Here is a 13255-nt window from a genome sequence, read left to right as displayed (position 1 = left end):
TTACAATACAGTTATATTTTCAGATATTTCAGTATAAAGAGGTGATTCTTTGAAAAACTCTACTCTTTCATCAAGAAAACACCGCTCCTTAGAAACGAAGAAGAAACTATTACACTCTGGTTACACTATTTTTATAAATAATGGATTTCAAAAAACGACAATTACACAAATTATTAAACATGCAGAAACTGGTTATGGAACAGCATATGTATACTTCAAAAACAAAGATGATCTCCTAATTAGTTTAATGGAAGATGTTATGAATCAATTTTATAATATTGCTGAGCTCTCTTTTTCTCCACAAACAAAAGAGGAAGCACGTATAATGATCCAAAATCAAGTTAGAGCATTCCTGCAATTAGCAGATGAAGAACGCGCTATTTTGCACGTTGTAGAGGAAGCGATAGGATTATCAAGAGAAATACGGCAAAAATGGGATGAGATTCGGGAACGTTTTATAACAAGTATTAAACAGGATATTACTTACTCTCAAGAAAGTGGATTAGCACAACCTAATTTAAATAAAGAGATTGTAGCACGCGGTTGGTTCGCGATGAATGAATCGTTTCTTTGGACTATTACGCAAAATGATAAAAAGATTAACTTAGAGGAAATTGTGTATACGTTAACGGAGATGTATACGACCGGGTTATATAAATAGCACACCTTCAATAAGTAAGGTGTGTTATTTTACATCTATAAAAATATATTATCTGGGTATGGTAGCGCTAAAGTAGGCTTTTCAGAAAATGAGAAATATTGTAGTTTTAAAGATTCACCATCTATCGATTTCAGTTTTCCACTAGTAATTTCACATTCAAACACAACAACAATATATTCTACTTGATCGCCATTCGGATATATATGACGGAACCTTTCCCCTCCAAATACCCCTTTTTGTTTTTTTACTTGCACTTTCAAACCCGTTTCTTCCCACACTTCACGAACTACCGCTTCTTCTGGAGTTTCTCCAGGCTCAATTGCTCCAGCTGGCAAACTCCAGTATTCCCCGCCAGGATATTGAAACAAAATATCTCCCTGCCCATTCTTTATAACAGCAGCTACACTCGGTATTAGAATTAGTTCATGGCCTAATTGCTCACGGATTTTTTTATAATATAGCGACATCGACATATAATTCTCTCCCACTCCAATAATAAACAACTGTATTTTCTGACACCTATTGTATAATAATACCAATAGCAATTTCTATATAGAAAGGATAAGAAAATGACCCAAGTACAACTAGTAAATAGCTTTCTATCATTTTTAGGTACGACAAAACAGCCTACTAGCTTAAAGTTTTTAAATGAGCTTATTAAAGCTCATCAAGAAAAAATAAAATGGGAAACCCTTACTAAAATAATTGACTGGGAAAAGGGTAATGAAACAGGTAATTATTTTCCTTCCATTGAGACATACATAAACCGTATTACAACAAAAGGTCTCGGGGGTACTTGTTGGACGCACTCAATTGGATTCCATTGGTTATTATCAAATCTTGGTTTTAATGTTCATTTTATGTATATGGATCCCGGACATTTATGCTTACGGGTTAACTTAGACCAACCTTATTACGTTGATGTTGGTTATTGTGCACCTTTATTCCAAGCTTACCCACTTTATGAATCATTTCAAGTAAGTAATGTAAGAGAAACTTTCACTTATGAAGTCTCAAATAATAGGATTAAAATTGCTAGAAATCCAGGTCCAGCAAAAATCTTACATACAGATCCAATACATTTATCAAGTATGAAAGAACTCATTAAAAAGTCTAACGATTGGCATACATCTCCTGTATTAAAGAAAATTCAGATTTTCGGTTATATCGATGGTATTCCAACTTCTATTAATGATAATGTTTTAAAACGATATTTCCAAGGTAAGAAAATAGAACAAAGCCTTACATCTTCTGAACTTAATTATTGGATAACAGAAAGATTTTGTATTAATCAAGAAATATGTGAAAGAGCTATTGAGATTTTCAATGAAAAATCTTCAAATAGAATGTGGCCATAAAGCATACTCCTTATGATCTACATAACTAACAACATCCCATTTTAACTTTTCATTAATTTCACTCATAAGTTCGGGTATTACTACTTCACCATATTTTTTAAAACATTCATGAGTTTCTTCGTAATTTTAAAATAAAGTTTGATTAAAAATATCGTGTTAACCCGTATTCTATGGTAAATAAAAAGAATCCATTTTGAAAAAGATTGATCAAAATGGATTCTTATCCAGCAGGTTTATGTTTTGATTTTATAAAAAAGTTTGATCATTTTCTATCAATGAAAACAATTAATTGACTATTTTTATTATGAAAAGGTCGGAGCAGGAAATTCATCAATTTTGATACGAAGTAAACTATAAGGTTTCTGTCGTAAGTCTTTTCCATAATGAAATCTAGGCTGTCGATGTAATTGGTTCACAATGACATACAAATATTGATCCGGACCAATTGAAAAAGTATCCGGCCACAAAATTCTCGGATCATGTGCAATAGTTTCCATTATGCAATTTGGAAATATCTTACGGATACTGTTATTTTCATAATCTCCAGCATAAACAGTTCCTTTTGCATCAGTGATCATTCCATCAGACGCACCTTTTTCTCCCCAATACTCCACATGATAAGGTAAATTCATGTCCGATATCGTTCTGTCTCTCAGGGCTTCTGTTGAGATCGAGAACAAATGCCGACTGGTTAGTGGAGCAAAAAATAATATCTTTCCATCAGGAGAAATCGCAAGACTATCAGACGCCAATCTAAATGGAGAAGTTGAACCGTCTTTGTTTCGATTCATTAAAATTTGACCTTCTACTTTCGGTAAAAAATAGGGATCGGGTGAAGTTGAATTTGCTCCATTTAACCGTCTAAACGCGTTTCCATTTGATAAATCTACGACGATAATAGCTCCTGGTCCTCTTGAAGAAGAATCCGTTATATAGGCATAACCTGCTTTTCCAACACGAAAATCAAAACGGACATCATTCAGATAAGTTGTAGGCAGGACAACATCTTCTGTAAAGGTATATACTTTTCTTATTGTATTGGTTTCTAAATCAACAGCGACTAATTTTGCCCCCCCTTTAATAGGTTCAGAAAAATTTGGTGCCGCTGTATCTAATATCCAAAGCGTTCCCCTTCCATCAGCAACTACACTTTGGACACTGATGAAAGTCATTGGGATATTCTCGGGGTTAACCAAATTGGTTTGTAAATTAGGATAAGGCTGCAATTTATCCTCAAAAATTTCCGCCACAGTAAATTTAACATCGTCTCCCCATTTCGGAAAGCAAATGAAAATACGACCGGTTTCTGAAACAGTAACACCTGTAGGCATAGCCCCATAAAATGCATAAACTAGTTCTAAATTACCGAAATATTTTTCACTAGGTAACATAGGTTTCATAATATCCTCCTCAAGCATTCAAACGGGATATCTCCTATATATGATTTATATTTTTTCTAGTGCATGTTTCTTAATAAGTTTTTCTATACGAAAAGATGATTGAATTGATTGTTTTCGAAATTTAATAAGTCTGTCAGAAGAAAGGAAACATTTTAATTTAAAGGTCTCCAGATGAAGTAGAATTCAATTAGCAGGTAGCGAAGTTCTATATTCCCGAATCAACGTTAAGCTGGTATAAAAAATGGGGAAATTTCCCCCTTTAAATTTGTGAAAAAATGTACTTAAGCTAAACTGCCCGTTAGTTTAAGTGTAACACTTCACAAACAATCTTTTGAGTATTCTTATTATTCCTGTTTCCTCAACAATCTGGCCCTTTAATTGAACAATACAACTGAAATTTAAGGGGCAAAAAAAACCTTATATTAATACAGGATTTTATCAATCTTTTTTATAAATTATCAAACTTTATTTTAAATCAATACCACACTTTATTCCATGTTCCATGAGTGACTAACGGGTGCTTTGAACAAGAAAATAAAGGTGAGTACATATTATACATGACTAATATGCGCTCACCTTTATTTTTTAAAGATTTTTAGCTTTTAGGTCTTGATAATAATTTTTAGTGGTTGTATTAACAATTTATATTTAGTAAAATTGCTTTTTATGAATTTGATATAAGTCAAAAGAATTTCCTGTCCAATATAACTACGCATGTTAGCCCACTTCTTCTTTATCCAGTCTACTTACAATTCCAACTATAAATTTATATTCAATCCTCCTCTTCTTAACCTTTTTAAACCTTTCTTTCGTATCAAAAATTAAACACGTTTTCCGAAACCACACTCGTACATATAAAGACTCAAAATAAATAGGTTTTATAATTCCTCGTTCTTCAAATTCAGTTCCATCTTTATTTTCAGTTTCTGTTCGAACGAACCACCTATTTCCGAAGCCAATTTCAATATACTTCACACACTAACCCCCATTAGGAAATTTCCCTTCTAACAATTCTATTATTTCCCCGGTAAGCGCACATTCCGACAGAACATGAGCCCACAAAGAAAAAGTAGATTACAAAAATCTACTTTATAACTTATATTTTTGCATTCGTTTATAAAATGTACTACGGGGTACATCTAATAGTTTTGCAGCTAATGAAACATTTCCGTTTGTCTTTTGTAATGCTTCAATCATGCTATCACGCTGTATTTTTTCGCGAAAATTCAATGTATGTTCGGTTTTATTTTCAACTTGTAACTCAAGTTGTTGTTGATTTCCCATCATTGTTTGTATCAAAAGAGCGACTTGTTTTTCGCATATTTCCCGTCCTTGCGACAAAATGTAAATGCGTTCTAATGCATTTACTAGTTCTCGAATATTTCCGGGCCATGTATGTTGTAAAAATTGATTGCAAATACTCTTCGGAAATACAACATTCCAATTCTTCTGTTCGCAAAAGTGTTGTATAAAATATGGGATATCCTCTTTTCTTTCTATTAACGATGGAACATATAACGGATAAACGTGCAAACGATAATATAAATCTTGACGGAATTTTCCTTCTTCTACTAACCTTAGTAAATCTTTATGTGTGGCAGTAATAATACGAATATTTACTGGTACCTCTTTTGAACTTCCTATTGGAGTTATTGTGCGTTCTTGTAAAACACGCAATAAGGCTACTTGCATCTCTGGTGGTACTTCGCCAATTTCATCTAAAAACAGTGTTCCTCCATTCGCTTGTTCAAATTTCCCTTTATATCCTTGACGTCGCGCACCTGTAAACGCACCTTCAGCATAACCGAACAATTCACTTTCCATTAATTCTTTAGGCAAAGAACCGCAGTTAACAGCTATAAAGGGTCCGTCTTTTCTTGGACTATTTTCATGAATCGCTCTCGCGACATATTCCTTTCCCACTCCTGTCTCACCACATACATACACACTAGCATCAGTCGTTGAAACAAGCTTAATTTCTTCTAGTGTGTGTTGAAATGCTCTGCTTGTCCCAGTAACTCCTGGAAAAGTAATTCCTTTTATAAATGTGAGAGCAGAATATGTATTCATTTGTTCGTTTTCCTTTAAATACATACATTTCCCAATCATTCTTTCATTACTATATGCTGGTATCTCTAATTTAGTTTCTAATCCATGGTGCATTAACTCTTCAAGTTTCATTCTTGACCAATTATTTATTCGTTCACGAACGCTCTTACTCGCAGAAACGATAACATCACGATGATTACAAATAACTACTTGTTCATCACTATCAATGACATCTAAAAAACGATGAATTAAGTGTAATTCATTTTGATGAACTCTTATGCTACATTCACGTTCTATCGCATGTGCAATTGAAGTTACCATACCGAGCATATATGGATGCGAAAATTCAATTGGACAGGAGAAATCTAGAACACCAATTAATTTCCCGTCATCATTATGAATGGGAGCAGCCGCACAACTCCAGCTATGAGATAACACGGAGTAATGTTCAGTACCACTTATCATAATAGCTTCTTCAATTTCTAGCGCTGTTCCTATTGCGTTTGTCCCCACAGCTGCTTCCGTCCATTTTACACCTTCAATAAAATTAATATGTTTCGCTCGCTTTAACGTTTGTTTATTTCCACTTAACGATAGAACATAACCATCTGGATCGATTAATAATGCCATCATTTGTAGTTCATCAATGGTTTTTCTCATATTTTGTATTTGAGGGATTGCGATATCTAGGAAGATTTCACTCTTTTTCTTTTGATCTTGAAAAAAAATAGAAGACAAAATTTTCTGACCTTTATTCATGTGAGGATTCACATTTGCTTGTTTACATCGATGCCATGACTCTGAAATTCTTTCGTTTATACGTTTCGAATCAAGGACTCCTTCATTAATAAACTTTTTCCATGTATGTAAGTAAAACGGTGAAGCTAACATTGTATCATCTCCCTATTCATTGTTTTGGAGATCTGTAAAAACATACTTTTATTATAAAACTGAATAAAAGCGTTTTCAATAAAACTAGAAAGACGACACAAATATGTTAATAATTTGAATATCTTAATGCACTTCTTTATTCTTTTTTAGTAGCACTATATTTTGTATAATGGAAGCAAAGAAAATACATAACCAAAACCACTTTTGTGGATTACCGTTTATAAAGAAAACAATCACGGCTATTGCAAATAAAATAGTGGATGCTAAACTAAAATATAATTTTGTTTTCATTCCTATTATCCCTCACCCCTCTATTACTTTACAGTACATACTAACTCTTCATTTTTCATCTCTACTATGTACTCCTGTAAAACATATTCTTTCCCGCCATGGTTTTCATACCATTCATGTATTCTTCTAATATGCCTCTCGTCACTTCTAATTTTCGATTCTATTTCTTTATACTGTTCATAACTATCATATTCCCATATGGCAAATACTTCAGACGTACCATTCTTATTATCTTTCATCCAGCGTCCTATTAGCTTAGAACCATGCTTTAATTGATTAGGTAAGTTCGTGTTATTGAAATGATCATTAAATACTTCTATGAATTCATTTTTCACTACATAGTACTTCCTTCTGTAAAACATACTTCTTCACCTCTTTTATGAAAAGTATCAGTAAACCTTCCCATCACTACCGTATTATAATACTTTCCGTCCGATAGTCTTTTGTCATTTTTCAAAACGCCTTCTACTTCAAAACCTAATTTTTTATAAAGATGAATAGCTTTCTCGTTTATCTCTAATACTTGTAAAGATATTTTATTTACTGCATTTTCGTCAGCCCATTTAATAGATTGTTGTAATAGGCTCTTACCCATTTTATATCCCCAAAACTCTTTTAAAATGCAAACGCCAAACTCCACTTTATGAGATAATCTCTTAAAATTTGATCCTTCACACCTTGAAAATCCAACGATTCGATTGTGCACTTCTGCAACTAAAAAGAGATTCTTCGTCTCTTCACTATCTGTTTTTATTATTTTTTGAAATCCTAGATTATCTATAAATCCCTCTCCAGCATCTCTATCCATATTTTCAGTTTCTCCATCAATCTGAACTCTAATTTTCGATAACTGGTCAGCATCTTTCTCAGCTGCAGAACGAATTGTATAAGTTAATCCATTTATATGAAACTCTTGCTCTTTTATAATCATGTCAAACTCCTTTCAAATGAGTATACTGGTGCTATTACAACTTGTTTACCTTGTTTCTCAAAGTCTTGAACAGTTTCTTTACTAGCCTCTTCGTCAGTTATAATAAGGTCAATTTCTTTTAGAGACTCTCCTCTTATAAAACAATCTATTCCAAGTTTATTATGCGGAGCTAAACAAATATTTCTTCTAGCAATTTCACTTACTCTTTTACTAAAATAAGCAACTTCAGGTGTTGCTGTACTTATACCTTCTAATGAAATACCTCCACCTGTAGAGAAATAAAGATCAATAGAAAATCTACTTATCAATTCAGAGGCAAGTGTATCAGTAATATTTCCTGAAGGTTTTACTTTTCCGCCAATTAAATACGTATCAATGTTCTTATAATCTCTTAGATGACCAGCTATTTCTATAGAATTCGTAATAACCGTACATGATACTTCCGGTAAATATTTTAGCAGTGCATAATGAATGGAAGCCCCACCAATAAAAATTGAATCATCTTCTTTTATATAAGATGCCGCAACTTTTGCGATTGTGTCCTCATATATTGAACTATCACTATAACGCTTAGCTGGTTCCACAGCTAAGTTTCTCACTCGTGCAAGTTCAATTGCACCCCCATGGGTTCTTTTTAATAACCCTTCCTTCTCCATAATAGACAAATCTCTTCTTATAGAATCGATAGACATATCGAACCTTTCCGCAAGATCCTTTGCGATTACTCTTCCATCTTTCTTAAGCAATTCTAAAATGTTCTCTCGACGTTCTTCAGTAAACATGTTGCCACCACCATTATTGAAGATTCAGAAATTTAAACTTTATGTTAATTATATGCACGTTTCTTCCGTTTTACAATATTTTCAATCCTTTTTCTTCCGTTTTTATGCAGGTTCCCCCCATTTTTTCCATTTTATTAACTCAAACACCGGATAAATGTACATTTGCATATTTTACTAAAAGGCTTCTATTTATTTCCTTATTGTTGTAAAATTATTCCTATGTTTTACTTTTTAATACAGAAAGGAATTTCTATGAACTCTTTAATTAAAGTAACTTGTACAGCATTATTATTTACAGGAATATTAACAGGATGTAATAGCAATACTACATCAAAACAAGAAAAGAGCGCTCTCGAAAAGAATGCAATGCATTATGGAGAAATAGTTAAAAACGAATACTATAGAGCGACAGTTGAAAATGCAAAGTTTGAAAAAATAGACGAAGAGCGACGCCTTACTACTCGTGTTATGATTAATAATGTTCGAGACGATGGACAAACTATTGACCTCTCGGAAATAAAATATTTCATACAAGATGAAAAAACTGGTGAGAAATATGAAGGTGAAGCTCATCCGATAGATGACGAGCACTATAAAAATGTTCCACACGAATTCTCATTAACTACTGACATTGTGTTTGAACTGAAAACTTCACCAAAAGATTTAAATAATATGTATTTATACATAGATAGCAAAGCTGCGCCGTTAACAAATACATATTGGAAGCTTGATAATTTAGTATCTAAATAGAAAGACCAGTCTTATACGACTGGTCTTTTTACATTCATACATTTAACACTTTCATTAACACTTATATTAATTTTCTAATAACAACTTGAATAACATCAGCTAAACCAGTGTGCCCTTTCCCTTCAACTCGCTTTTGTTCTCCATTAAAGAAATGAATTACCTTATGTTCTTCACACCAAGTAAGGATATCAATTGGATCATACAGCATATCAACATCTTTTGGTCCACCAGTACCATAGTTTATTTGTTTTTTTGAGTAAACTTCAAACATAATTAATCCACCAGGCTTTATCGTTTGTATCATTTTACCTAATATCATTTTTTTATAATCATCATGAAAATGTCCAAATACCATAATTGCTGCATCATATTCATTTTCTGGCAAACTATCAGCTAATAAATCTACTTTTTTTGTATGCACGTTTACGTTATGCTTCTCTGCCAATTTTTTTGTCTTTTCTAATCCATCTTCCGAATAATCAATAGCTGTTACTTCGTTCCCTTGTCTTGCTAGAAATACAGCATTTCTACCTTCTCCCTCCGCAAATGCTATTACTTTATTGTGATTTGCTAAACGAAATGCTTGTTCTTTAATAAATGTATTAGGTTCTTCCCCGTAAAAATATTCATCTGATTTATATCGATCATTCCAAAAATTATTCATCATCTTCTCTCCTTCTTCATATCATTTTCTAACTACAATCAAAGATATTAAAGAGCCTTTTTATCCTTAATTACTTTAAAAATAAAAGCAGATTAAAAATCCACTTTTATTTTTTTCGCAAGATCTACGATTTTTTGATTTCTTAACTCTTCTTCCATTTTCTCTTCTGCTGCGAGCATTGCCTCATTAATTAAACATCCAGGTTTGTCATGTAAACAACAGTCAAACAATGATGTTTTGCCTTCAATTGCATGTATAATATCTAAAAATGAAATATCTTCCCAATTCTTACTAAGCGAGTAACCGCCCTTTGGACCAGATGATGAGTGTATCATCCCTTCCTTCGTCAACTTAGTTAGTATTTTAGACAAGTACGTTGGTGAAACATTTTGCATTTCTGCTAATTGGTGAACACTAACTAACTTATTTGGTGTGGCCTTTGCCAGAAAAAGCATTGTATGAAGAGCATAATTTGTAGCTTTAGAATATTTCATAGTACAGCTCCTATTGTAGACTTCATGTATCTACAATAACTTTATTTTTTTATTATGTCAAACGTTTGTAATACTCCATACAACATTATTTCTTCACAAGTAATACATCTGCTGCGCAAATCGTCACTTCTCTAAATGGAGAGTCAAATAAAACACCTAGTTCAAAACCATCTTCAGTAAGAGCTATTTCATGATATAGCCACCAAGCACTGTCAAAGTTTTCCTGCATAGAACACTTTGTTACTCCTATAAAGGTTACTTCAAGTTTATCAAATTCACTAAAAGTACCACTGCAATCTAATACGATAGACAAAGTATCTTCTGATTCTCTCTTTATTACTTTAATTACACTATCGTGTAGTGATGTCTTGTGTAACTGAGCGACATTTGACGGAAGTTTTTTCTCAATGGAATTAAAATATTCTACGTATGATTGATCTAATTGTGCCATTCTTTTCTCATAATCTGTTGTCCACTCTTGCATAAGTTTTTTCAGTTCACCTGATGGGTATTCTGAATTAATTGTTATGTTTTGTATAATTGAGTATATCGATTCAGGAAGGAATTTTAATAAATCTATTTTCCTTTCCTCTATTTCTTCCTTTAAACTTTGTATATCCATTTCCGACCATTCTTTTATAGACTCTATAAAACTTACAAATTCTAAAACTTGCATTTTTTTATACCATTCTCTAGTAAAATATTTCAATGACACCTCTCCTAAAATATCTTTACATCCAGTAAAAACAATATATCCACTTATTATATCATTCCAATAACTATTTTTTCTAAAGAAATAATGTAAAAATGTAAATATTCCGCCTATTATTTCTAAAACTTCAGAATATTTACAAAAGTATAAAATTAGAATACATTTTAGCTGTACAAGATTCACCTGTACAAAAATTCAAACAAAAAGGGATGGTTATATGTTGAAGAAATTAGTAGCAGGGACATTAGTAGCGGGTTTTGCATTAACTGGAGGACTAGGTGCAGTAAGTGCTGAAGAAAAAAGTAACACAATTAAGTCATTTGATTATTTAAAAGTGGATGAACAAAATGTTAATTCATTTGCAAAATTAAGTGATCAGGATAAGAAAGATATCCAAATTACTATGGTATTACCAGAGCAAAATGAAAATGGAGATTGGCTAGCTTATGGTTTTACTAGCCGCGAAACATTAGATGCGTATATTGAAAAGGATAAAAAAGCAATTAAAAATAATATTTATCCTTTAGGTAGCGGTGCTGGTAGTACTGATTTTTATGAACATAAAGATAAAGGTGGCCAATATATATACTGGAGCAGCGGCTTTAAAAACTTACCATCTAGCTGGAATGACAGAATTTCTTCTGTAAGTACAGCGTCACCTTCTGCAAGTTATTCAACGACACTTTGGGAGCATACTTCTACACAAGGATTAGGAAAAGGTGTTATATTTAAACACGCTGATTGGTATGGTAAAACTGCTAATTTAGCTCCTGATTGGAACGATATTACTTCAGCGATTGAAATTAAAAAATAATAAGATATTCTATTAATAAAAAATCAAACCACTATTCTCTTATTTGTTTAGAGAATAGTGGTTTATTATATTTCCATTTAAGCATGTACAGCATGTCCTACCGCTTGCATTAACGCTTCATGAATTGCTTCTGATAAAGTAGGGTGTGCTGCAATATAATCTCTCATTATATCAGCGGTAACTTCTGTATGAATCATTACGGTTCCTTGACCAATAAGTTCAGTTGCATGAGGACCGATAATAGAAATCCCTACAATTTCTTGGTATTTAGGTTCTACAATGACTTTTACTTTACCTACTTGTTCTCCTAAAATAAGAGCTTTTCCGTTCGCTGTAAAAGGAAATTCTCCGATGAGAATATCACCATATTGTTCTCTTGCACCTTTTTCACTTAACCCGACACTAGCTATTTCTGGAGCTGTGTATATACAACGGGGCACAGCGTGATAATTTACTTTCACGTCTTCTCCGCTTGCGTGTAATGCTGCTGTCGTTCCTTCATGGAAGGCAACATGAGCAAGCTGAATTCCACCGATCACATCACCAGCTGCGTAAATATGCGATACGTTCGTTTGCATATGTTCATTCACAGCAATCCCTTTATTTGAAAACTGAACCCCTGCCTTTTCTAATCCTAATTGTTGCACTCGTGGTTTTCTTCCTACAGAAACAAGAACAAATTCTGGAGTTACTTCATGAGTAATTCCCTCGTATTCAAATGAAGCTTGCTTCTTATAGTTATTTAAACCTTTTAAAACTGCTCCCGTAAAAATTTTCACCCCATCTTTTTCTAATTTCTCTCTTAAAGTATTCGCGATATCTTCATCTTCACCAGGTATTAATTGCGGTGCCATTTCAACTATCGATACTTTTGTGCCAAGTCTACTATAAATGCTTGCAAACTCGCATCCTATTACACCACCACCAACGATTAACAATGAAGATGGTACACTCTCAAGAGACATGGCATGGCTACTATTTAAAATCCATTTCCCCTCAAACGGAGCGAATGGTAATTCTGTAGGTTCGGAACCAGCTGCGATAATAAAGCTCTCTCCATCAACTACTTCTTCTTTATTTCCTTGTATAACTCGCATACGATGATCCGTTTCGAATTTCGCTTTTCCTTTTACAACTTTAATTTTATTTTTCTTCATTAAATATTGTATTCCTTGGACGAGTTGCATTACGATTTGTGATTTCCTCGCCTGTATTTGATCCCAATCAATTGATATACTTCCTGTATTAAGCGTAACCCCATAATCATTCGCTTTTCTCACAATGTCATGTACTTCAGCACTTTCTAACAGTGATTTCGTCGGCATACACCCAACATTTAAACATGTTCCGCCAAGGTCAGCTTCATCAATAAGAGTGACATCTTTGCCATTTTGAGCCGCGGTAATTGCTGCTACATAGCCAGCAGGTCCGCCCCCAATAACAACTAATTTACTCATT

General features: G+C 33.2%; 15 protein-coding genes. 4 read left to right on the top strand and 11 right to left on the bottom strand.

All coding sequences use genetic code 11. The features are described 5' to 3' along the window. Positions 1-49: 49 nt before the first annotated feature. Complete coding sequence (locus tag CQ064_RS22580; RefSeq protein WP_000798533.1) at positions 50-661, top strand: TetR/AcrR family transcriptional regulator; 612 nt, start codon at positions 50-52, stop codon at positions 659-661. A 35-nt stretch (positions 662-696) separates the two neighbouring features. Here CQ064_RS22580 and CQ064_RS22575 read toward each other — a convergent pair whose 3' ends face one another. Beyond that, positions 697-1134, bottom strand: coding sequence for an NUDIX hydrolase (locus CQ064_RS22575; RefSeq protein ID WP_000062938.1), 438 nt, complete (start codon positions 1132-1134; stop codon positions 697-699). A gap of 96 nt (positions 1135-1230) precedes the next feature. Here CQ064_RS22575 and CQ064_RS22565 point away from each other — a divergent pair, with 96 nt between their 5' ends. Next, a complete protein-coding gene (locus CQ064_RS22565) occupies positions 1231-2019 on the top strand; it encodes an arylamine N-acetyltransferase (protein WP_000195530.1) in 789 nt (262 codons plus the stop codon). A gap of 302 nt (positions 2020-2321) precedes the next feature. Here CQ064_RS22565 and CQ064_RS22560 read toward each other — a convergent pair whose 3' ends face one another. The 6 genes from CQ064_RS22560 to CQ064_RS22530 form a co-directional block, all read right to left on the bottom strand. Beyond that, positions 2322-3419: an L-dopachrome tautomerase-related protein gene (locus CQ064_RS22560; RefSeq protein WP_014482048.1), complete on the bottom strand. Its 1098-nt coding sequence runs from the start codon at positions 3417-3419 to the stop codon at positions 2322-2324. Between the two features lie 717 nt (positions 3420-4136). After that, positions 4137-4394 (bottom strand): DUF3977 family protein, encoded by a 258-nt coding sequence (locus CQ064_RS22555; protein ID WP_000873830.1) that lies wholly within the window; start codon positions 4392-4394, stop codon positions 4137-4139. A 114-nt stretch (positions 4395-4508) separates the two neighbouring features. Then, complete coding sequence (locus tag CQ064_RS22550; RefSeq protein ID WP_000881393.1) at positions 4509-6359, bottom strand: sigma-54-dependent Fis family transcriptional regulator; 1851 nt, start codon at positions 6357-6359, stop codon at positions 4509-4511. Between the two features lie 314 nt (positions 6360-6673). Beyond that, positions 6674-7012 (bottom strand): NIPSNAP family protein, encoded by a 339-nt coding sequence (locus CQ064_RS22540; RefSeq protein WP_000499988.1) that lies wholly within the window; start codon positions 7010-7012, stop codon positions 6674-6676. Then, the gene (locus CQ064_RS22535; RefSeq protein WP_000584318.1) at positions 6985-7581 is read right to left on the bottom strand and encodes a GNAT family N-acetyltransferase; all 597 of its coding nucleotides are present in this window, start codon (positions 7579-7581) and stop codon (positions 6985-6987) included. Before CQ064_RS22535 ends, CQ064_RS22540 begins: the two co-directional genes overlap by 28 nt. After that, on the bottom strand, positions 7578-8363 hold the full coding sequence (locus CQ064_RS22530; RefSeq protein ID WP_000493654.1) for a DeoR/GlpR family DNA-binding transcription regulator: 786 nt from the start codon (positions 8361-8363) through the stop codon (positions 7578-7580). Before CQ064_RS22530 ends, CQ064_RS22535 begins: the two co-directional genes overlap by 4 nt. Before the next feature lie 252 nt (positions 8364-8615). On the opposite strand from CQ064_RS22530, the gene CQ064_RS22525 reads away from it, so the two are divergent. Next, positions 8616-9113 (top strand): hypothetical protein, encoded by a 498-nt coding sequence (locus tag CQ064_RS22525; RefSeq protein ID WP_001086651.1) that lies wholly within the window; start codon positions 8616-8618, stop codon positions 9111-9113. Positions 9114-9174: 61 nt separating this feature from the next. On the opposite strand, the gene CQ064_RS22520 is transcribed toward CQ064_RS22525, so the two are convergent. The 3 genes from CQ064_RS22520 to CQ064_RS22510 all read right to left on the bottom strand — a co-directional run bounded on the left by CQ064_RS22520 (position 9175) and on the right by CQ064_RS22510 (position 10980). Next, complete coding sequence (locus CQ064_RS22520) at positions 9175-9780, bottom strand: class I SAM-dependent methyltransferase (protein ID WP_003270732.1); 606 nt, start codon at positions 9778-9780, stop codon at positions 9175-9177. Positions 9781-9869: 89 nt separating this feature from the next. Then, positions 9870-10271: an Rrf2 family transcriptional regulator gene (locus tag CQ064_RS22515; protein ID WP_000877649.1), complete on the bottom strand. Its 402-nt coding sequence runs from the start codon at positions 10269-10271 to the stop codon at positions 9870-9872. Between the two features lie 85 nt (positions 10272-10356). Continuing rightward, positions 10357-10980, bottom strand: coding sequence for a DUF4085 domain-containing protein (locus tag CQ064_RS22510; RefSeq protein ID WP_000873450.1), 624 nt, complete (start codon positions 10978-10980; stop codon positions 10357-10359). A 220-nt stretch (positions 10981-11200) separates the two neighbouring features. Here CQ064_RS22510 and CQ064_RS22505 point away from each other — a divergent pair, with 220 nt between their 5' ends. Beyond that, positions 11201-11797: a hypothetical protein gene (locus tag CQ064_RS22505; RefSeq protein WP_000914435.1), complete on the top strand. Its 597-nt coding sequence runs from the start codon at positions 11201-11203 to the stop codon at positions 11795-11797. Between the two features lie 77 nt (positions 11798-11874). On the opposite strand, the gene lpdA is transcribed toward CQ064_RS22505, so the two are convergent. Further along, positions 11875-13254: a dihydrolipoyl dehydrogenase gene (gene lpdA / locus CQ064_RS22500; RefSeq protein WP_000041185.1), complete on the bottom strand. Its 1380-nt coding sequence runs from the start codon at positions 13252-13254 to the stop codon at positions 11875-11877. Position 13255 lies beyond the last annotated feature (1 nt).

The sequence above is a fragment of the Bacillus sp. MYb78 genome (assembly GCF_002975115.1).
Lineage (GTDB): Bacteria > Bacillota > Bacilli > Bacillales > Bacillaceae_G > Bacillus_A > Bacillus_A cereus.
The sequence above is the reverse complement of the archived record's forward strand: the minus strand, read 5'-3'. Positions and strand labels throughout refer to the sequence as shown.

Excerpts from the sequence above, each read along its gene's own strand:
- CQ064_RS22525 (WP_001086651.1), top strand. The coding sequence starts at position 8,616 with ATGAACTCTTTAATTAAAGTAACTTGTACAGCATTATTATTTACAGGA.
- lpdA (WP_000041185.1), bottom strand. The coding sequence starts at position 13,254 with ATGAGTAAATTAGTTGTTATTGGGGGCGGACCTGCTGGCTATGTAGCA.
- CQ064_RS22535 (WP_000584318.1), bottom strand. The coding sequence starts at position 7,581 with ATGATTATAAAAGAGCAAGAGTTTCATATAAATGGATTAACTTATACA.
- CQ064_RS22530 (WP_000493654.1), bottom strand. The coding sequence starts at position 8,363 with ATGTTTACTGAAGAACGTCGAGAGAACATTTTAGAATTGCTTAAGAAA.
- CQ064_RS22515 (WP_000877649.1), bottom strand. The coding sequence starts at position 10,271 with ATGAAATATTCTAAAGCTACAAATTATGCTCTTCATACAATGCTTTTT.
- CQ064_RS22560 (WP_014482048.1), bottom strand. The coding sequence starts at position 3,419 with ATGAAACCTATGTTACCTAGTGAAAAATATTTCGGTAATTTAGAACTA.
- CQ064_RS22520 (WP_003270732.1), bottom strand. The coding sequence starts at position 9,780 with ATGATGAATAATTTTTGGAATGATCGATATAAATCAGATGAATATTTT.
- CQ064_RS22565 (WP_000195530.1), top strand. The coding sequence starts at position 1,231 with ATGACCCAAGTACAACTAGTAAATAGCTTTCTATCATTTTTAGGTACG.
- CQ064_RS22550 (WP_000881393.1), bottom strand. The coding sequence starts at position 6,359 with ATGTTAGCTTCACCGTTTTACTTACATACATGGAAAAAGTTTATTAAT.
- CQ064_RS22540 (WP_000499988.1), bottom strand. The coding sequence starts at position 7,012 with ATGTTTTACAGAAGGAAGTACTATGTAGTGAAAAATGAATTCATAGAA.
- CQ064_RS22505 (WP_000914435.1), top strand. The coding sequence starts at position 11,201 with ATGTTGAAGAAATTAGTAGCAGGGACATTAGTAGCGGGTTTTGCATTA.
- CQ064_RS22575 (WP_000062938.1), bottom strand. The coding sequence starts at position 1,134 with ATGTCGATGTCGCTATATTATAAAAAAATCCGTGAGCAATTAGGCCAT.